19 protein-coding genes are annotated in these 17,851 nt (G+C 68.4%); 8 read left to right on the top strand and 11 right to left on the bottom strand.

Annotation, left to right across the window (positions count from 1 at the left end; genetic code table 11):
• Positions 1 to 35: 35 nt before the first annotated feature.
• The 4 genes from ACIRRA_RS28235 to sdhC form a co-directional block, all read right to left on the bottom strand.
• Positions 36 to 803, bottom strand: coding sequence for a succinate dehydrogenase iron-sulfur subunit (locus ACIRRA_RS28235; RefSeq protein WP_356997219.1), 768 nt, complete (start codon positions 801 to 803; stop codon positions 36 to 38).
• Entirely contained in the window at positions 803 to 2,572 is a 1,770-nt protein-coding gene (gene sdhA, locus ACIRRA_RS28230; RefSeq protein WP_402774053.1) for a succinate dehydrogenase flavoprotein subunit, read from the bottom strand. Before sdhA ends, ACIRRA_RS28235 begins: the two co-directional genes overlap by 1 nt.
• 15 nt (positions 2,573 to 2,587) lie before the next feature.
• Positions 2,588 to 3,019, bottom strand: coding sequence for a succinate dehydrogenase hydrophobic membrane anchor subunit (locus ACIRRA_RS28225; protein ID WP_354830186.1), 432 nt, complete (start codon positions 3,017 to 3,019; stop codon positions 2,588 to 2,590).
• A gap of 88 nt (positions 3,020 to 3,107) precedes the next feature.
• Positions 3,108 to 3,500, bottom strand: a complete 393-nt coding sequence (gene sdhC / locus ACIRRA_RS28220) for a succinate dehydrogenase, cytochrome b556 subunit (protein ID WP_402774050.1) — start codon at positions 3,498 to 3,500, stop codon at positions 3,108 to 3,110.
• Positions 3,501 to 3,801: 301 nt separating this feature from the next.
• On the opposite strand from sdhC, the gene ACIRRA_RS28215 reads away from it, so the two are divergent.
• From ACIRRA_RS28215 to ACIRRA_RS28200, 4 genes are all read left to right on the top strand, one after another.
• Positions 3,802 to 4,203 (top strand): cytidine deaminase, encoded by a 402-nt coding sequence (locus ACIRRA_RS28215; protein ID WP_356997223.1) that lies wholly within the window; start codon positions 3,802 to 3,804, stop codon positions 4,201 to 4,203.
• A gap of 91 nt (positions 4,204 to 4,294) precedes the next feature.
• Positions 4,295 to 5,587 carry a thymidine phosphorylase gene (locus ACIRRA_RS28210; RefSeq protein ID WP_402774047.1) on the top strand — a complete coding sequence of 431 codons (1,293 nt, stop codon included), beginning with the start codon at positions 4,295 to 4,297 and terminating at the stop codon, positions 5,585 to 5,587.
• A 19-nt stretch (positions 5,588 to 5,606) separates the two neighbouring features.
• A complete protein-coding gene (locus ACIRRA_RS28205; RefSeq protein WP_402774044.1) occupies positions 5,607 to 5,960 on the top strand; it encodes an excalibur calcium-binding domain-containing protein in 354 nt (117 codons plus the stop codon).
• Positions 5,961 to 6,090: 130 nt separating this feature from the next.
• The gene (locus ACIRRA_RS28200; RefSeq protein ID WP_402774041.1) at positions 6,091 to 7,182 is read left to right on the top strand and encodes an adenosine deaminase; all 1,092 of its coding nucleotides are present in this window, start codon (positions 6,091 to 6,093) and stop codon (positions 7,180 to 7,182) included.
• 59 nt (positions 7,183 to 7,241) lie between these two features.
• Here the strand turns inward: ACIRRA_RS28200 and ACIRRA_RS28195 are convergent, their stop codons facing one another.
• From ACIRRA_RS28195 to ACIRRA_RS28175, 5 genes are all read right to left on the bottom strand, one after another.
• Entirely contained in the window at positions 7,242 to 8,492 is a 1,251-nt protein-coding gene (locus tag ACIRRA_RS28195; protein WP_402774038.1) for a primosomal protein, read from the bottom strand.
• 69 nt (positions 8,493 to 8,561) lie between these two features.
• Positions 8,562 to 8,861, bottom strand: coding sequence for a YbaB/EbfC family nucleoid-associated protein (locus ACIRRA_RS28190; RefSeq protein ID WP_402774035.1), 300 nt, complete (start codon positions 8,859 to 8,861; stop codon positions 8,562 to 8,564).
• Positions 8,858 to 9,199, bottom strand: a complete 342-nt coding sequence (locus tag ACIRRA_RS28185; protein WP_402774033.1) for a hypothetical protein — start codon at positions 9,197 to 9,199, stop codon at positions 8,858 to 8,860. Before ACIRRA_RS28185 ends, ACIRRA_RS28190 begins: the two co-directional genes overlap by 4 nt.
• Before the next feature lie 61 nt (positions 9,200 to 9,260).
• Complete coding sequence (locus tag ACIRRA_RS28180) at positions 9,261 to 10,421, bottom strand: NlpC/P60 family protein (RefSeq protein ID WP_402774030.1); 1,161 nt, start codon at positions 10,419 to 10,421, stop codon at positions 9,261 to 9,263.
• 94 nt (positions 10,422 to 10,515) lie between these two features.
• A complete protein-coding gene (locus ACIRRA_RS28175; RefSeq protein WP_402774027.1) occupies positions 10,516 to 10,839 on the bottom strand; it encodes a type VII secretion target in 324 nt (107 codons plus the stop codon).
• A 138-nt stretch (positions 10,840 to 10,977) separates the two neighbouring features.
• On the opposite strand from ACIRRA_RS28175, the gene upp reads away from it, so the two are divergent.
• A complete protein-coding gene (gene upp / locus ACIRRA_RS28170; RefSeq protein ID WP_356997235.1) occupies positions 10,978 to 11,601 on the top strand; it encodes a uracil phosphoribosyltransferase in 624 nt (207 codons plus the stop codon).
• A 13-nt stretch (positions 11,602 to 11,614) separates the two neighbouring features.
• Here the strand turns inward: upp and ACIRRA_RS28165 are convergent, their stop codons facing one another.
• Together ACIRRA_RS28165 and ACIRRA_RS28160 are read right to left on the bottom strand one after the other, a co-directional pair.
• The gene (locus tag ACIRRA_RS28165; RefSeq protein ID WP_402774023.1) at positions 11,615 to 13,171 is read right to left on the bottom strand and encodes a phospho-sugar mutase; all 1,557 of its coding nucleotides are present in this window, start codon (positions 13,169 to 13,171) and stop codon (positions 11,615 to 11,617) included.
• A 10-nt stretch (positions 13,172 to 13,181) separates the two neighbouring features.
• Positions 13,182 to 13,985: a purine-nucleoside phosphorylase gene (locus tag ACIRRA_RS28160; RefSeq protein WP_402774020.1), complete on the bottom strand. Its 804-nt coding sequence runs from the start codon at positions 13,983 to 13,985 to the stop codon at positions 13,182 to 13,184.
• Between the two features lie 367 nt (positions 13,986 to 14,352).
• Between ACIRRA_RS28160 and ACIRRA_RS28155 the strand changes: the two genes are divergently transcribed.
• The 3 genes from ACIRRA_RS28155 to ACIRRA_RS28145 all read left to right on the top strand — a co-directional run bounded on the left by ACIRRA_RS28155 (position 14,353) and on the right by ACIRRA_RS28145 (position 17,767).
• On the top strand, positions 14,353 to 15,057 hold the full coding sequence (locus ACIRRA_RS28155) for an enoyl-CoA hydratase/isomerase family protein (RefSeq protein WP_402774017.1): 705 nt from the start codon (positions 14,353 to 14,355) through the stop codon (positions 15,055 to 15,057).
• Between the two features lie 266 nt (positions 15,058 to 15,323).
• A complete protein-coding gene (locus tag ACIRRA_RS28150) occupies positions 15,324 to 16,511 on the top strand; it encodes a M20 family metallopeptidase (RefSeq protein ID WP_402774141.1) in 1,188 nt (395 codons plus the stop codon).
• Between the two features lie 86 nt (positions 16,512 to 16,597).
• A complete protein-coding gene (locus tag ACIRRA_RS28145; RefSeq protein ID WP_402774138.1) occupies positions 16,598 to 17,767 on the top strand; it encodes a M20 family metallopeptidase in 1,170 nt (389 codons plus the stop codon).
• Positions 17,768 to 17,851 lie beyond the last annotated feature (84 nt).

Here is a 17,851-nt window from a genome sequence, read left to right as displayed (position 1 = left end):
GGTTCACCCCCGAGGGGCCCGGGAGTGGGTAATCCTCACCGCGTGAACAGGAGGGCGCGCTTGACCTCCTGAATCGCCTTCGTGACCTCGATGCCACGGGGGCAGGCGTCGGTGCAGTTGAAGGTGGTGCGGCAGCGCCAGACACCCTCGACATCGTTGAGGATGTCGAGGCGCTCGCGGGCACCCTCGTCACGGCTGTCGAAGATGAAGCGGTGCGCGTTCACGATCGCGGCCGGGCCGAAGTAGCTGCCGTCGCTCCAGTACACGGGGCAGGAGGTGGTGCAGCAGGCGCACAGGATGCACTTGGTGGTGTCGTCGAAGCGGGCGCGGTCGTGCTGGGACTGGATGCGCTCGAATGTCGGCTCGTTGCCACGGGTGATCAGGTACGGCTTGACGGCCTTGAAGGCGTCGAAGAACGGCTCCATGTCCACCACGAGGTCCTTCTCCACGGGCAGGCCGCGGATCGGCTCGACGGTGACCGTCAGCTCCTTGCCGCCCTTGGGCAGCATGTCCTTCATGAGGATCTTGCACGCCAGGCGGTTGACGCCGTTGATGCGCATTGCATCCGAGCCACACACGCCGTGCGCGCAGGAGCGGCGGAAGGTGAGCGTGCCGTCCAGGTAGGACTTGATGTAGATCAGCACGTTCAGGAACCGGTCGGTCGGCAGCACCGGAACCTTGAATTCGTCCCAGTGCTGGCCCTTCCCGTCCTCCGGGTTGAAGCGGGCGATCTTGACCGTGATCATGGTCGACCCGTCCGGCACCGGAGCCGGCTTCTGCGGCGTTTCAGCGACAGCAGTCATCAGTACTTACGCTCCATCGGCTCGTAGCGGGTCTGCACCACCGGCTTGTAGTCCAGGCGGATGTCGGAGATGAGCTCCGGGCTGGTCTTGTAGGCCATGGTGTGCCGCATGAAGTTGACGTCGTCGCGGTCCGGGTAGTCCTCGCGCGCGTGGCCGCCGCGGGACTCCTTGCGGTTCACCGCACCCGCCACGGTCACCTCGGCCAGCTCCAGCAGGAAGCCCAGCTCGACGGCCTCGAGCAGATCGCTGTTGTAGCGACGGCCCTTGTCCTGCACGGTGATCCGCGAGTAGCGCTCCTTGAAGACCTGGATCTCCTCGAGCATGGACTTGAGGCTCTCCTCGGTGCGGTACACACCGGCCTTGTCGTCCATGGAGTTCTGCAGCTCGGTGCGGATGTCGGCGACGCGCTCGTTGCCGTGATCGCTGAGCAGACCGGCCAGCCAGTCCTGCACCATCTGCGCCGGGTTCTCCGGCATGTCCACGAACTCGGCGCGCTGGGCGTACTCGGCGGCGGCGATGCCCGCGCGCCGGCCGAACACGTTGATGTCCAGCAGCGAGTTGGTGCCCAGACGGTTGGCGCCGTGCACGGAGACACAGGCGCACTCACCGGCGGCGTACAGGCCGGGCACGATGTCGGTGTTGTTGCGCAACACCTCGCCGCGGATGCGGGTCGGGATGCCACCCATCACGTAGTGACAGGTCGGCATGACCGGCACCGGCTCCTTGACCGGGTCCACACCCAGGTAGGTGCGCGCGAACTCGGTGATGTCGGGGAGCTTCTCCTCGAGCACATCCTCACCGAGGTGGGTCACGTCGATGAGCACGTAGTCCTTGTTCGGACCCGCGCCGCGGCCCTCGCGGACCTCGAGCACCATGGAGCGCGCGACGATGTCACGCGGCGCCAGGTCCTTGATGGTCGGCGCGTAGCGCTCCATGAACCGCTCACCGGAGGCATTGCGGAGAATGCCGCCCTCACCGCGCACGGCCTCCGAGATCAGGATGCCCAGGCCCGCGAGGCCTGTCGGGTGGAACTGGTGGAACTCCATGTCCTCCAGCGGAAGTCCCTTGCGGAACACGATCGCCATGCCGTCACCGGTGAGGGTGTGGGCATTGGAGGTGGTCTTGTACATGCGACCCGAACCACCGGTGGCGAAGATGATCGCCTTGGCGTGGAACACGTGCAGCTCACCGGTGGCCAGCTCGTAGGCGACCACACCGGTGGCGACGGGGCCGCGGTCGGTGTCGGTGAGGATCAGGTCCAGCACGTAGAACTCGTTGAAGAACTGCACGTCGTGCTTGACGCAGTTCTGGTACAGCGTCTGCAGGATCATGTGGCCCGTGCGGTCCGCGGCGTAGCACGCGCGGCGCACCGGGGCCTTGCCGTGGTCACGGGTGTGACCACCGAAGCGACGCTGGTCGATCTTGCCCTCGGGCGTGCGGTTGAACGGCAGGCCCATCTTCTCCAGGTCGAGCACGGCGTCGATGGCCTCCTTGGCCATGATCTCCGCGGCGTCCTGGTCGACCAGGTAGTCACCACCCTTGACGGTGTCGAAGGTGTGCCACTCCCAGTTGTCCTCTTCGACATTCGCGAGCGCGGCGCACATACCGCCCTGCGCCGCACCGGTGTGCGAGCGGGTCGGGTAGAGCTTGGTCAGCACGGCGGTGCGGACCCGAGGACCGGCCTCGATCGCCGCACGCATTCCAGCGCCACCGGCACCGACGATCACGACGTCGTAGCGGTGCTCCTGAATCGGTCGGGATTCACTCATCGAGGTGGCCTGTTCCTAACTGATGTTGGGGTCGAAGGTGAAGATCACGTAGGTGCCGGTGACCATGACCAGGATCATGGACACGACCAGCAGCGTCTTCAGCCAGAAGCGGGTGGAGTCCTTGCGCGCGTAGTCGTCGATGACGGTGCGCAGGCCGTTGCCGCCGTGCAGCTGGGCCAGCCACAGCATGGTGAGGTCCCAGATCTGCCAGAACGGCGAGGCCCAGCGGCCGGCGACGAACGCGAAGTTCAGGCGGTGCACACCGCCGTCGAGCATCAGCATGATCGTCATGTGGCCGATGACCAGCACGACCAGCAGCAGGCCAGAGGCACGCATGAACAGCCAGGCGTACTTCTCGAAGTTGTTGCCGCCGACGCGACGGGGGGCGCGTGGAGCGTCGAGGGAGGCGGGGCGGTCGTAAGACTTGCCGAGAACAGGTGCGGTCATGCCTCCACCTCGCTGGCGCTCGCTTCCTGCATGCCCGCAAAGGCGGCTGTGTTCATTTGACGTTCGCTTCGCTCACTCATGTCGGCTCTCAATTCGTCAGCAGGTAGAAGAACTGGCGGCCGACGCCGGCGCCGGCGACGACGATCCAGATCGCGAGCACGACCCAGAGCATCTGCCGCTGATAACGCGGGCCCTGCGACCAGAAGTCGATCAGGATGATGCGGATGCCGTTGAACGCGTGGAACAGCACGCAGACGACGAGGGCCATCTCCATCAGGGCGACGATGGGGTTCTTGTAGGTCTCGATCGCGCGGTCGTAGGTGTCCGGGCTGACTCGCACCAACGCGGTATCGAGGACGTGGACGAACAGGAAGAAGAAGATCGTCACGCCGGTGATGCGGTGCAGAGCCCAGGACCACATGCCGGGGTCGCCTCGGTACAGGGTCCGCTTCGGCTTGGCCGGAGCTTCTAGCGTGGTCATAGAGTGCGGTGCCTCCAACGTCGTTGATGGACCCGGTCAGAATCCGGCGCGGAGCCTTCGGACTGTCGAAACCACCTGCTCACGAGCGGAATCACACGTCCGGTGGCAGTGCTGCAGGCCCGCCTCGGGTACCTGAACCGATCTGTCGTGAACTCTAAACCCAGCTTTGAGGGGGAACTAATTCGGCGTGCCGCTCGTTGGACCAAATTGTTGTGATTTAGGTTTGCCTTTCCTGATTTTCGCGACCAGGCAGAACGCCTATCACGCGGGTGTCGCCACGTCCATGGGAGGATGGTCCGAAATGTCGGATATTGACTGGAAATCCCTGCGCACCAAGGCTTTTGAAGTCATGCAAGAGGCTTATGCCCCTTACTCTCGATTCCCCGTCGGGGCCGCGGCTCTCACCGCCGACGATCGCGTGGTGAGCGGCTGCAATGTGGAAAATATCTCATACGGTTTGGGCCTCTGTGCCGAATGTGTACTGGTCGGTAACTTGATTTCGACCGGAGGCGGGCGGCTCCGGGCGGTCTCGGTCTGCGACTCCCGCGGCGCCGTGCTCATGCCCTGCGGACGCTGCCGGCAGATCCTGCTCGAACACGGCGGCGGCGAGTTGCTCGTCGATCACCACGGCGGCCCCGTCACCCTGAACACCTTGCTGCCGGACTCCTTCGGCCCCGGCGACCTTGCCGCGGGGCAACTCTGACCCGCGGTGCTCGACGGCTATAACCGCTGATCGCCGTGGCGCGCGCGGGAATCCGTGCGTATCGGGCCGGGCGCATGCCAGGGTGGAGGGTGTGAGTGTGCACTCGGCGGTGGACGTGATTCGGGCCAAGCGCGACGGCGGCGAACTCAGCGACGCGCAGATCGATTGGGTGGTGGACGCGTTCACGCGCGGAGAGGTGGCCGACGAGCAGATGTCGGCGCTGGCCATGGCCATCGTGTGGCGCGGCATGACGCGGCGCGAGACCGCGCGCTGGACCCGGGCCATGATCGACACGGGGAAGCGTTTGGACTTCACCGATCTGGGCCGCCCGACCGTCGACAAACACTCCACCGGCGGGGTGGGTGACAAGATCACGCTGCCGCTGTCGCCGCTGGTCGCGGCGTGCGGGGCCGCCGTGCCCCAGCTCTCCGGGCGCGGATTGGGCCACACCGGAGGCACTCTCGACAAGCTGGAGGCCATTCCCGGCTGGCAGGCCGACATTCCGGTGGACCGCATGCGGAAACTGCTGTCGGATCCCGCCGTCGGGGCCGTGGTGTGCGCCGCCGGGGCCGACCTCGCGCCCGCCGACAAACGGCTCTACGCGCTGCGTGATGTGACCGGGACCGTGGAATCCATCCCCCTGATCGCCAGCTCCATCATGAGCAAGAAGATCGCCGAGGGCACCGGGGCGCTCGTGCTGGACGTGAAGGTCGGGCGCGGGGCCTTCCTGAAACAGCTGGACCAGGCGCGCGAACTCGCCACCGCCATGGTCGAACTCGGCACCGACGCGGGCGTGCGGACGGTGGCGCTGCTCACCGCCATGGACACCCCGCTCGGCCACACCGCCGGAAACGCCCTGGAGGTCTGCGAATCCCTGGACGTGCTGGCGGGCGGCGGCCCCGCCGATGTCGTCGACCTCACCCTCGCCCTGGCCCGGGAGATGCTGGCGCAGGCCGGGATCACCGACATCGACCCGGCCGACGCCCTCGCCGACGGCCGAGCCATGGACCACTGGCGCGCCATGGTGCGCGCCCAGGGCGGCGACCCGGACGCGCCGCTGCCGCAGGCCCGCCACACCGAAACCCTGCGCGCCGCCGCCGGGGGCACGTTGACCCGCCTCGACGCCCTCGATGTCGGGCTGGCCGCGTGGCGGCTGGGTGCGGGCCGGGCGCGGCAGGGCGACCCGGTGCAGGCCGGGGCGGGTATCGAAATGCATGCCAAGCCAGGCGATTCCATTGTTCCGGGGCAGCCGCTGCTGACCCTGCACACCGATACTCCGGAGGCGTTCCCGGTCGTGCTCGAGATCCTGAAGAGCGCATACACGATTTCCGAGACCGATCCGGTGGAGCAGCAGCCGCTGATCCTGGGCCGCATCACCGCCTGACCCGGCCTAGCCTGGGATTGTGAAATATAGAACCGATTTCCGAGGTAGGGCCGCGGCGGCTGCCGCGCTGGGCGTGTTCGGCATCGTCGCGCCGCTGGGCGCGGTGCTGCCCGCCGCGTGGTCGCCGGCGCCGGTCGCGCAGGCCTCGCCCGGGGAGAATATTCCGTCGGATCCCTCCGGAGACCATCAGCCGAACTCGCTCTCGCGCGGCGATGTCACGCCGCCCTCGACCGAGAAGAAGGCCAAACCGTCGCCCGTCTATACCAGCTGTGAACAGCTGTGGGCGCAGGGCGGGGGCCCGATCTACCAGGGCCAGCCCGGGTATTCGGTGCTGCTCGATCCGGACGGGACCGGTGTCGCCTGCTCCCGCTAGGTGCTCGCCGGTGCCGGGTAGGTGAAGGATTCGTACTGGTCAGCAACGTGACGGCAACGACATGCCGAACTGTGGGGTGAGTCCGATCAACCGCCCTGCTGCCGAACGGGAATGCGGCTAACGTTGCTACATGACTGGACCGATGCCCCTCACTCTCGCTTCGATCCGCCAGGCTCCGAAGGCGGTCCTGCACGATCACCTCGACGGCGGGCTGCGACCCGCGACCGTGCTGGAGCTGGCTCTCGCCTGCGGCTATGACCAGTTACCGGCAGGCGATGCCGCTGCGCTGGCGGACTGGTTCCGGGACGCGGCCGACAGCGGCTCGCTCGAGCGCTATCTGGAGACCTTCGCGCACACCGTCGCCGTCATGCAGACCCCCGAGGGCCTGCGCCGGGTGGCCCGCGAATGTGCCGAGGACCTCGCCGCCGACGGTGTCGTCTACGCCGAGGTGCGGTTCGCGCCCGAGCAGCACCTCGAGGCCGGGCTCACCCTCGACGAGGTGGTCGAGCACACCATCGCCGGCTTCCGGGAGGGCGAGGCGCTCGCGGAAGCCGCCGGCACCCCGATCCGGATGGTCTGCCTGCTCACCGCCATGCGGCACGCGGCCCGCTCCCGCGAGATCGCCGAGCTCACCGTGCGCTGGCGCGACCGCGGCGTCGGCGGGTTCGACATCGCGGGCGCGGAGGCGGGCTATCCGCCCAGCCGCCACCTGGACGCCTTCGACTACATGCGGGCCAACCTGGCGCACTTCACGATTCACGCGGGCGAGGCCTTCGGGCTGCCGTCCATTCACGAGGCCGTGGCGTTCTGCGGCTGTGAGCGCCTCGGCCACGGCGTGCGCATCACCGACGACATCACCGATTCGGCCGACGGTCCCAGACTCGGCGTGGTCGCGAACTATGTGCGGGACATGCGAATCCCGCTCGAACTGTGCCCGTCGTCCAATGTGCAGACCGGCGCGGTGCCCTCGCTCGATAAGCACCCCTTCGATCTGCTGGCCCGCCTGCGCTTCCGCGTGACGGTCAATACCGACAACCGATTGATGAGCGACACGACCATGAGCAAGGAGATGCTCAAACTCTCGGAGACCTTCGGCTACGGCTGGAGCGATCTGGAACGCTTCACCATCAATGCCATGAAGTCGGCGTTCATCCCGTTCCCGGACCGCCTGCGCCTGATCGACGAGGTGATCAAGCCGGGTTACGCGGTGTTGCTGGGATAGATTGTCCCGCATAGTAATTCGGGCCGCACCCGGAGGTGCGGCCCGAATGTTGTCCCGGATCAGCCCTTTTGCAGGCGCCCCTCGAAGGCCGACTCCAGGACCTTCCAGGCATCCGCTTCCGCGGCGAACGGCGGGTTGGGGGCCATCCGGGTCGGGTCGGGGTTGAGCAGATAGGAGACGTACCAGCCCAGCGGGGTGGACACGGCCAGGGCTGATTCGACCGAGTCGTCCTCGGCGTAATCAGCTGCGTCGGTGAACAATTCGACGGCCAGGTCGAGCTGGTCGGTGTCCACGGACTTGGGGCCGGACGCCAGATCCTCGGACAGGCCGGGCAGGACGTAGACGTTCTCCTCGTCGACCTCGACATCGAGGGAGCCGTCCACGGCGGCGGTCTGCACCTCGCCGTAGGTGCTCACCCGGGCCAGATCGTGGTCGTGGTCGTCGGCCAGGTAGCGGGCCAGGGCGCGCTCGGAACCGAAGACCGTGATGCTGCCGTTCTTGCCCAGGAAGATGGGCTCGTCGTCGACATAGCAGCGCAGGGTGAAGACGGTGCCGTCGGAGGTGACGATCTTGACCGGGTCGATGCCGACCTCGTGCCAGAACGAGAGTTCCTCGTCCTCCTCGTCCTCCTCGTCTTCGTTCAGGTCGACGGCCTCGATCTCGTCGTCGTCGCTCTCGGCCGCGTCCTCGGCGTCGACGATGTTCTCCTGCGCCGCAAGCAGTTCCGCCTCGGCGACCGAGACCGCGTCGGCATCCACCTCCGGGATCGTCACCACCGAGTCGATGGCGTCGATGACCGCTTCCCAATCCTTGGCGATGGCCGCGCCGACCTGGTCCCACAGTTCCTCACCCTCGCGCCCGGCGAAGGCGCCCACGCCGCCGGCCAGCGCGCCCAGCACCGGATGCGAGCCGAAGAACTTGGTGACGGTGTCGAGTTCGCACACGTCGCCGATATTGCGGACCATCTCGAGGGTCTCCTCGAGCTCGGAGACCACCTCCGGGTCCGGGTCGTCGGCGGCCAGCTCAGGCACGCCGACCAGATCGAAGACGTACTGCTCCTCCGGCTCCAGTTCGGCCGCCGACAATCCGGCGATGATCTTCCAGGCCGGATGATCCACCAGATCGTTGTCGGAGTTGGTGCGAATGAACGCGGCCAGCTCCGCGACGGACTCGAATCCGTACAGGTCTTCCTCGTGACCGAGGAATGCCTGCCACTCATCGTCACCGTCTCGCCAGCGGGGTGCCCAGAGGGTGACAAGATCGCCTTTGGTCAGGCCGAGCGCGATCGGGACGATGTCTCCAGAAGCCATGACCGGAAGCCTATCCAGTCGCCGCGTCAGGCACTATCCGGGCCGCCCCCCAACATTTCTCGAGGCGTCTCAGCCGGACAGTGAGTCGTTCAATCGGGCAATGATTCGGGAGCGCTGCGCGGTCGCCTCGGCGGCCGCCTGCTGACACACCCGGAGGATCAGCCGCGACACCTCGGCGGGAGCGTGCGCGGTCACCGACTCGGCCAGCCACAGCCCGGTCAGCGCGCCGTCGCCATCGGCTTCGGCGGTGACCGAACCGTCCTGGGACGTGCAGCGGCCACGGATCCGGGACAGCCCGTGCAGCGTGGCCTCGAGCGCTTCCACCTTGTCGCTGACGCCCTTGACCAGGGCATCCATCTCGGCGCTCATCGGTTCCGCAGCCAACTGGTCTGTCCGGTATCGGCGTTGTCGAGCCGATCCAGCTCGTCCACCGCGGCCTGCCGGGTGGGCAGGCCCAGCCGGTCCAGCATCGCCTCCGGGACGCCCACCTCGGCCAGCTGTGCGCGCCGCCGCGACCGGGCCACGATCGCCGAGCGCTGGGTGAGCCGCAGAATCTCGGCGGCGAGAGCCGGTGCGCCGTACCGGTATTCACCGCGCTCGAACCGGATCTCCACCGGCATCCCCTGATCGGTGGCGCGCACCGCCACGGTGCCGGATCGATTGGCGGCCGCGGCGACAGTCACCGCCGGAACCTGTGGTCGCGTCATCCTGTCTCCCTTCGAAATGCCTGTTCATGGCCCGAATGCCCAAGCCGTGGGCCGGTGGAACCTAAGCGGTGGGCCGATAGAAACCGAGGAACCGCATCCCGCTGTTCTCGGTCCGGATCGGCCCGACCTGAACCGGATCACCCGCCTCGACCAGTTGCCCGTTCCCGATCACCATCGCGACGTGGCCGTCCCACACCGCAAGATCTCCGGGCATCAAGTCCCCTGGACCGACCCGCTGGTGCCCGTACCCCTGCTCCTGAGCCATTCGCGGCAGCGAAACACCCGCCTGCGCATAGGCCCACTGTGTCAGTCCACTGCAATCCATCCCCGCCCCGGGCGTCTCCCCACCCCACACATACGGTGTCCCCACCGCGCTCAACGCATTCCGAACCGCATCCGCCGCCCGCTGATTCGGCGCTTCTACGGTGCTCCCATCCGGCAGCGTCACCGTCACCCCATTCCCTTGCGGCTGCGTGACCGTCGAATCATGGCCGTGATCAGGCGTCTTCGGTGTCGTCACCGACGCCGGGCCGGTGTGCGGGCCGCCCGGTGAGAGCCCGGACCCGAACAGTGTGTGCCCGGCCGCCGCGACCGCGCCCCCGGCGGCCGCGAGGCTCGTTCCGGCCTGCGCCGCCGCACCGTCCGTCGGTACGCTCGCCGCCGGCAGGACCACCGCATCGCCCGGCTCGGCCGCCGCCGGCGTCACCTGGCCGGGCACCGGGACAGGTCGCGCCAAATCCCGCATAGCCGCAGCCTCCGAATCCAGTTCGGCTCGCACCCGCTCGACCACCCGCATGGCCCGCCCGATGTGATCGATCGCCGACTCCACCAGCGCGGTGACCCCACCCGCGGTGAGCCCGGCCGCACCCATCGCCTCGACCTCCGCCGTGAACGACCGCAGAATCTCCTCCACCTCCCGCCGCCCGGCGGCGACCTCCGCATCCGCCCGCTCCACGACCACCGCCATGGCCCGCCCCCGCTCCGATGCCATTGCGGCCGAGGTCTGTACCCGCAGCGCCTCGTCCACGGCCGCATCACCGGCCCGCCCCCGCCACTCCTGATACATCCGGTCGACAGTCGCCCGGCCCTCGGCCCGAACCTGGTCCACTGCAGCGGCCGTCTCCCGCAGCACCTCGGCGGTCCCGCCCCGCCCGGACCCGAAGCTCCGCAGCAGCTCGACGATCGGCTCCGCCAGCGCCCCGACCGCCGCCTCCGCGCTCATCCGCCCACTCCCGTCCGAGTCCTCCCGCACTGCAACCTCTTTCGATCCACCCCGCCGCGCCGCCTTGCCGCCCAGCGGATCTCGGGTGTGGGCGTCATGCGCTCAACTCCGCACCGGCGGTGCCCAGCGTGGCGGCGTACGCGCTGTCGTGGTCGGTGTAGGCGACCGCGGCGGCGGCGGTGGTGGCGCTCATGGCGGCGAGGATGGTCGAGACCTCGTCGAGAGTGGTCACATGGGTGCCGTGCGCCGCGGCGTAGGCGGTGAGGAAGTCGGCGCCGATGAGGCCGAAGGCGGGCACGAGTAGTTCGGGGGCGGCGGTGGCGGCATGCGCGGCGGCGGCCGCGAGATCTGCGGCGAGGACGGCGGTGGTCGTCGCGTAGGCGGTGAGGCCGTCGGGATGGATCGAGATGCGGTGCATGAATGCCCCTTCATGCCGGTCACGGGATGGATGTGTGCTGCACGGGGTTGGACGCGGGGCGGGGCCGGGTGGTTCCCGGGGCGGAAGAATTCCGGTGGGCGGGGATCGTGGACGGCGGTGCTGACCTATGGTTTTCGTATGCGCACACTCGTCGTGGACCATCCGCTCGCTGCCGCTTTGCTGACCACCATGCGAGATGCCCGGACGACCAATCCGACATTCCGGGCCGCGCTTCGGGACCTGACCGTGATTCTGGTCTATGAGGCCATGCGGGAAGCCCCGGTGGAGCGATTCCCGATCGCCACGCCGGTGGCCGCCGCGGAGGGGACGCGGCTGAATGCTCCGCCATTGCTGGTTCCGGTGCTGCGCGCGGGGCTGGGCATGGTGGAGACCGCGGCGAACCTGATTCCGGACGCCCGGATCGGGTTCGTCGGCCTGGCCCGCGACGAGGAGACCCATCAGCCGACCCCGTACATGGAGTCGCTACCCGACGACCTGTCCAGCACCTCGGTCATGGTGCTCGACCCCATGCTCGCCACCGGCGGCTCCATGGTCTACACCCTGGACCTGCTGGCCACCCGCAATGCCCGCGACATCACCGTGCTGTGCGTGGTCGCCGCACCGGAAGGCATTGCCGCCCTGGAGAAGTCGGGTCACGCCGTGCGCCTGGTCACCGCCTCGGTGGACCGCGGCCTCAACTCCGACGCCTACATCGTCCCCGGTCTCGGCGACGCCGGCGACCGTCAATTCGGCCCGCGCTGAACCACTCCCGGGTTCAGAGCTTCTCGCAGAACATCCGGATCTCGGAGAGCCGCTGCGCCGCAGCGGCCTCGGCGGCCGGAAGTCCGTCCCGATCGGCCACGGGCACGAACGTCTCCAGATAGCACTTGAGCTTCGGCTCGGTACCGGACGGCCGAACCACGACGCGCAGCGTCGGGCCCTCGAAAACCAGTGCGTCGGTACGCATCTGCCCGCGCAGCCGCGCCATATCGGTGCAGCTCACCGCTTCCCCGGCGATCTCGGCCGGCGGCATCTCGCGCAGCCGGGCCACCACGGCCGCCGCCTCGCTCACGTCCGGCAGCCGCAGCGACACCTGATCCCCGGCGTGCACACCGAATTCGACCGCGAAGTCGTCGAGGACGTCGAACAGCGTCCGCCCCTCCGCCTTCACCTGCGCCACCAGATCCGCCGCGACGACCGCCGCGGAGATACCGTCCTTGTCGCGTACCGCGGCCGGGTCCACGCAGTGGCCGATCGCCTCCTCGTACGCGTACACCAGGCCCGCACCCGCCCGGGCCAGCCACTTGAACCCGGTCAGTGTCTCCGCGTACCGCGCCCCGCGCGCCGGGGCCAGCTTGCTCAGCAGCCGCGACGACACGATGGTCGTGGCCACCAGGGAGTCCGGCGCGGCCGTCCGCAGCACGAAATCGCCCAGCAGCACCCCGGTTTCGTCGCCCCGCAGCATCCGCCAGCCGTGCGGTCCCCGCACCCCGAGCGCACACCGATCCGCATCCGGGTCCAGCGCGATGGCGATATCCGCGTCCAGCCGCTCGGCCAGCCGCAGCAGCAGATCCGCCGCCCCGGGTTCCTCGGGATTCGGAAACGCGACCGTCGGAAAATCCGGATCCGGCGCGAACTGCTCGGTGACCACCAGCACCTCGGAGAATCCAGCCCCCCGCAGCGCGGCCACCGCCAGCTCCCCGCCGACCCCGTGCATTGCGGTCAGCGCGATCCGAATCTCACTGCGCCGCCGGGTCGCGGACTCGCCGCCGATCAGGGTGGGCAGCAGGGTGACTCGGGCCAGATAGCGGCGGACGATCTCCTCGCCCAGCTCTTCGGCGGGGGTGTCCGCGGGTAGTCCGAGAATGCTCGGGTCCGGGGCGGTCGGACCGGGATCGGTGCGCGGGATCTGGCCGGTGACGGCGTCGATGCAGCGCTCGATCTCGGCGTCGGCGGGCGGGATGAGCTGGGAGCCGCCGTCGAGGTAGACCTTGTATCCATTGTCGGTGGCGGGGTTGTGGGAGGCGGTTATCTGCACTCCGGCAACGGCTTTCAGCTCACGGACCGCGAAGGCCACCACCGGTGTCGGCAGCGGGCGGGGGAGTGTCAGCACCGAGAAACCGGCCGCCGCAAAGACTTCCGCCGTCGCCGCGGCGAATTCGGCGGAGCCGTGCCGGGCATCGCGGCCCACGATCACCAGTCCGCCGCCCAGGCAGCGGTCGCGCAGCCAGGCGGCGATACCGGCGGAGGCCCGCGAGACGGTATCCACGTTCATGCCGTCCGGGCCGTCCTGGAGCGGACCGCGCAGTCCGGCGGTTCCGAAGCGCAGCATCCCCGTGCGCCTAGAGGCGTTCCAGCACGCCGCGCAGCAGTTTGCCCAATCGCGGTGCGGCGGCGTGGCCTTCGGCCAGCACCTCGGCGTGCGAGAGGTGCGCGCCGGTGACCCCGGCGGCCAGGTTGGTGACCAGCGAGATGCCGAGCACCTTGGCCCCGCCCTCGCGGCAGGCGATGGCCTCCAGCACGGTGGACATGCCGACCAGGTCGGCGCCCATGGTGCGCAGCATGCGGATCTCGGCGGGGGTCTCGTACTGCGGCCCGGTCAGGCCCGCGTACACGCCCTCGGCCAGGCTGGGGTCGATTTCCTTTGCCAGCGCCCGCAATTCGGGATCCCAGGCATCGACCAGGTCGACGAAGTTCGCGCCCTCGATGGGGGTGCGCCCGGTGAGGTTGATGTGGTCCGAGATGAGCACCGCCTCGCCGACCGACAGCCCGTCGCGAATCCCGCCCGCGGCATTGGTGAGCAGCACGGTCTGCGCGCCCGCGGCCAGCGCGGTGCGCACGTTGTGCACGACCTGGCCGGGCGTGTGGCCCTCGTAGAGATGCTGGCGGCCCATGAGTAGCAGCACCGGCGCGTCACCGACCGTGACGGAATGAATGGTGCCCTGATGCCCCTGAGCCGTGGGCGATCCGAACCCCGGCACCTCGGCCATCGGAATGGAGGCGGCCGGTTCGCCGATCTCGGCTGCAGCTTCCTGCCAGCCGGACCCGAGCACCACGGCAATCCGGTGCTGCTGCACTCCCGTTCGTTGCGCAATGGCTTCGGCGGCTAGTTCGGAAACCCCGCCCATGGCCTTCTCGGCTAGCATGTCGCCCACCCTAGCTCTGTTTGATTGCCTCCGCTTCGCTCCGGCGGGTTCGCGGCGCTGAAAGTCTCGTTCTTCCCTCCCTCCGCTCCTCCGCTTCGCTCCCCCGCTCCGCTCAGTCCAGAACGAGACGCGCCGCGAACCAACACTGTGTTTGATTTGCCTCCGCTGTGCTCCGGCGGGTTCGCGGCGCTGGTGGTCTCATTCTTCCTCCCTGCGCCCCTCCGAGACGCAGGTCTATGGAGCCGTTCGCTCCCCCGGTCCGAGGCGGAGGTCTATCGAGCCGCAGCCCAGAATTGAGCAGGGCTGCGAACACGCAGGCTTGCTACCCGCGGGTAGTAACACCTGTTGGGAGCGCTACCCTCTGCCCATGCCGTATTTGAAGCGTGATGGGGATGTGTTCGTGCTGTACCTCGGGACCGAGGGTCAGGCCATCGACAGCGAGAACCGCTTCCACCCCGACTGGATCACCGAGGTCCACGCGCTGCTCGACGAGGTCGAGGCATCCGAGGGCCCGGCCGCCCTGGTTGTCACCGCAGACGGCAAGTTCTTCTCCAACGGTCTCGACACCGACTGGCTGTTCGGCAACTTCGACAAGAACTGCTGGTACCTCGACCGCGTGCACTCGCTCTACAGCCGCCTGCTGGCCTTCGGCCTGCCCACGGTCGCCGCGGTGAACGGCCACGCCTTCGGCGCCGGCGCCATGCTCGCCACCTCCTGCGACTTCCGGGTCATGCGCGCCGACCGCGGCTTCTGGTGCCTGCCCGAGGTGCACCTGGGCATGCCGTTCACCGTCGCCATGAACGCGCTGCTCACCAACCGCCTGGTCAACCAGGTCGCGGTCGAGGCCATGACCACCGGCCGCCGCTACGCCGCCGATGACGCCATCGCCGCGGGCATCGTGGACGCCAAGGCGGATGCGGACGTGTTGCTCGCCACCGCGGTCGCGCGCGCCGACATGCTGAAGGGCAACCGCAAGCCGAACCTCCCGGTCATCAAGCGCGCGCTGCACCAGCAGGCGCTGGCCGGGCTGGCCGTGGAGACGACCCCGGAGAATCTGGCCTTCAATCCGTAAGGGGTCCGATCCTTCTGCTTTGCGGGGGTTCGAGGGTTCGCCCTCGAACCCCTGATTTCTGAGCGTGCCGCGATGATTTCTGCGTGTCCCGCACTCTGTCGGAGATTTTCCGGCTTACCTGCTGCGACAGAGTTGCGCGGCAGTGCGAGACTGTTGGGATGTCACCATCGCGCAACGGCGATGACCGGAGATCTTGCGTACCGATCGGTCGGCACGACTCGTCTGTGCCGTCCTCGAATGCTGCCGTGGCATCGGCGGATCCGGCCCTGCTCGCCGCGGCCGATGCGGCCGTCGCCGGGTACCGCGATCAGCTGATCGCACTCTCCCACGACATTCATGCGGAACCCGAGCTGGCCTTCGAGGAATTCCGCAGCGTCGCAAAGACAATCGAGCCGTTGCGGGAACGCGGATTTCGTATCGAATCCGGCGTGGCGGAACTGCCGACCGCATTCACCGCCGAATACGGCAGCGGAGACCTGGTAGTCGGAATTTGTGCCGAATATGACGCCCTCCCCGAAATCGGCCACGCCTGCGGCCACAACATCATCGCCGCCGCCGGGGTCGGCGCGGCATTGGGCCTGGCCGCGGTCGCCGACGCCTGCGGCATCACGGTGAAGGTGCTGGGCACGCCCGCCGAGGAGTCCGGCGGCGGCAAGGTGCTCATGCTGGAGCGCGGCGTCTTCGACGATGTCGCCATGGCCATGATGGTGCACCCGGGCCCGGAGGATATCGCCGGTGCGCATTCGCTGGCCCTCGCGGATTTGTCGGTGGTTTTCCACGGCCGGGAATCGCATGCCAGCGCCGCGCCGCAGTACGGGCGAAATGCCCTCGATGCTGTCACCGTCACACAAGTTGCTCTAGGTTTGCTGCGGCAACATCTCCTGCCCGGGCAGCAACTCCACGGTATAGTCGGGTCGGGCGGCGTCGCCCCCAATATCGTGCCCGGACACGCGGAACTGCTGTATTACCTACGGGCGGTCGACTCCGCGACCCTCGATGATCTGATGCAACGAGCATCGGCATGTTTCGAGGCAGGTGCCCTGGCGACCGGATGCACACATGAAATCCGGAAGCTTGCGCCGACATACACCGAGCTCACTCCCGATAGCGCGATACTGTGCGCCTATCGCGAGCAGATCACAGCACTCGGCCGCGAGCCCATCGCCCCGGAGTTCGAGGCGGCACGGCCGCTGGGCAGCACCGATATGGGCAATGTCACCAATGTCATCGCCGGTATCCACCCGGTCATCGGCATCTCTGCGGGCGGCGCGGTGACCCACCAGCCCGCGTTCGCGGCCGCCGCCGTGAACGCGTCGGCCGATCGCGCCGTCCTGGACGGGGCAACGGCACTGGCTCGCACCGCGATACATATCGCAGGCGACAAATTGCACAGGGACAGGTTGTCGGAACGAGTCATACAACGGCAGTTTCAGCGACAGGAGGACATTCGGTGAGCACAACCGGCCGGTCCGCGGCGCGCGTCAACGGACCACTGGCGGCGTCGTGCGTGAACAACACGCAGACGCCGGCCGGCGCCGCGATGGAACCGGCGACCGGGCACGAGGTAGTGGAGTCGTGGCTCGCGGAGCACATGGACGACCTCACGTCGTGGCGTCGCCATATCCACGCCAACCCGGAGCTGTCCCGAACCGAGTTCGGCACCACCGAATTCGTGGAGTCATGGCTGGTCAAGGCGGGGCTCGAGCCGCGCAAGCTACCGAGCGGCACCGGCCTGATCTGTGACATCGGCCCCGACGGCCCGCGCATCGGCCTGCGCGCCGACATGGACGCGCTGCCGTTGCAGGAGTACACGGGGCTGCCGTTCGCCTCCACCGTGCCGGGCGTCTCGCACGCCTGCGGGCACGACGCGCACACCACGATTCTGCTCGGCACCGCGCTGGCGCTGGCCGAGATCGAGGACCTGCCGGTCGGCGTGCGGCTGGTGTTCCAGCACGCCGAGGAGGTCATGCCCGGCGGCGCCGTCGACATGGTCGCCGCGGGCGCCATGGAGGACGTCTCGCGCATGTTCGCGCTGCACTGCGACCCGCGGCTGGAGGTGGGCCGGGTCGGTATCCGGGTCGGCCCGATCACCTCGGCCGCCGACACCGTCGAGCTGGTGCTGGACTCGCCCGGCGGCCACACCTCCCGCCCGCACCTGACCAGCGACCTGGTCTATGCCATCGGCACGGTCATCACCGGACTGCCCGGCCTGCTCTCCCGCCGCATCGACCCACGCACCAGCACGGTCATGGTGTGGGGCGCGGTATCGGCGGGCAAGGCGCCCAACGCGATTCCGCAGACCGGCATGCTCACCGGCACCGTCCGCACCGGCGATCACGCCACCTGGTCGCTGCTCGAGCCCATGGTCCGCGAGATCGTCGAGGGCCTGCTGGCTCCCACCGGCGTCCGCTACCAGCTCAACTACAAGCGCGGCGTGCCGCCGGTGGTCAATGACGAGCAGGCCGTGCGCATGTTCGAGGACGCTATCCGCGGTCTCGACCCCGACGCCCTCGCCGACACCCCGCAGTCCGGCGGCGGCGAGGACTTCTCCTGGTATCTGGAGGAGGTCCCCGGCGCCATGGCCCGCCTCGGCGTCTGGTCCGGTCAGGGCGAGCAACTCGACCTGCATCAGCCCACCTTCGACCTCGACGAGCGCGCCCTCGCCGCCGGTGTCCGGGTCTTCACCAACATCGTGCTGAACGCCCGCTGACCCAGCGACAACGAAGCCGGGCCGCACTGGAAAGTGCGGCCCGGCTTCACGTTTCGGGGAACTGCCTCGCCTTGTCGGCGGGAA

This window comes from Nocardia sp. NPDC101769, assembly GCF_044766925.1.
Lineage (GTDB): Bacteria > Actinomycetota > Actinomycetes > Mycobacteriales > Mycobacteriaceae > Nocardia.
The sequence above is the reverse complement of the archived record's forward strand: the minus strand, read 5'-3'. Positions and strand labels throughout refer to the sequence as shown.

Coding starts and splice junctions, on each gene's coding strand:
- ACIRRA_RS28235 (WP_356997219.1), bottom strand. CDS start 803: ATGACTGCTGTCGCTGAAACGCCGCAGAAGCCGGCTCCGGTGCCGGAC.
- sdhA (WP_402774053.1), bottom strand. CDS start 2,572: ATGAGTGAATCCCGACCGATTCAGGAGCACCGCTACGACGTCGTGATC.
- ACIRRA_RS28225 (WP_354830186.1), bottom strand. CDS start 3,019: ATGACCGCACCTGTTCTCGGCAAGTCTTACGACCGCCCCGCCTCCCTC.
- sdhC (WP_402774050.1), bottom strand. CDS start 3,500: ATGACCACGCTAGAAGCTCCGGCCAAGCCGAAGCGGACCCTGTACCGA.
- ACIRRA_RS28215 (WP_356997223.1), top strand. CDS start 3,802: ATGTCGGATATTGACTGGAAATCCCTGCGCACCAAGGCTTTTGAAGTC.
- ACIRRA_RS28200 (WP_402774041.1), top strand. CDS start 6,091: ATGACTGGACCGATGCCCCTCACTCTCGCTTCGATCCGCCAGGCTCCG.
- ACIRRA_RS28195 (WP_402774038.1), bottom strand. CDS start 8,492: ATGGCTTCTGGAGACATCGTCCCGATCGCGCTCGGCCTGACCAAAGGC.
- ACIRRA_RS28190 (WP_402774035.1), bottom strand. CDS start 8,861: ATGAGCGCCGAGATGGATGCCCTGGTCAAGGGCGTCAGCGACAAGGTG.
- ACIRRA_RS28185 (WP_402774033.1), bottom strand. CDS start 9,199: ATGACGCGACCACAGGTTCCGGCGGTGACTGTCGCCGCGGCCGCCAAT.
- ACIRRA_RS28180 (WP_402774030.1), bottom strand. CDS start 10,421: ATGAGCGCGGAGGCGGCGGTCGGGGCGCTGGCGGAGCCGATCGTCGAG.
- ACIRRA_RS28175 (WP_402774027.1), bottom strand. CDS start 10,839: ATGCACCGCATCTCGATCCATCCCGACGGCCTCACCGCCTACGCGACG.
- upp (WP_356997235.1), top strand. CDS start 10,978: ATGCGCACACTCGTCGTGGACCATCCGCTCGCTGCCGCTTTGCTGACC.
- ACIRRA_RS28165 (WP_402774023.1), bottom strand. CDS start 13,171: ATGCTGCGCTTCGGAACCGCCGGACTGCGCGGTCCGCTCCAGGACGGC.
- ACIRRA_RS28160 (WP_402774020.1), bottom strand. CDS start 13,985: ATGCTAGCCGAGAAGGCCATGGGCGGGGTTTCCGAACTAGCCGCCGAA.
- ACIRRA_RS28155 (WP_402774017.1), top strand. CDS start 14,353: ATGCCGTATTTGAAGCGTGATGGGGATGTGTTCGTGCTGTACCTCGGG.
- ACIRRA_RS28145 (WP_402774138.1), top strand. CDS start 16,598: ATGGAACCGGCGACCGGGCACGAGGTAGTGGAGTCGTGGCTCGCGGAG.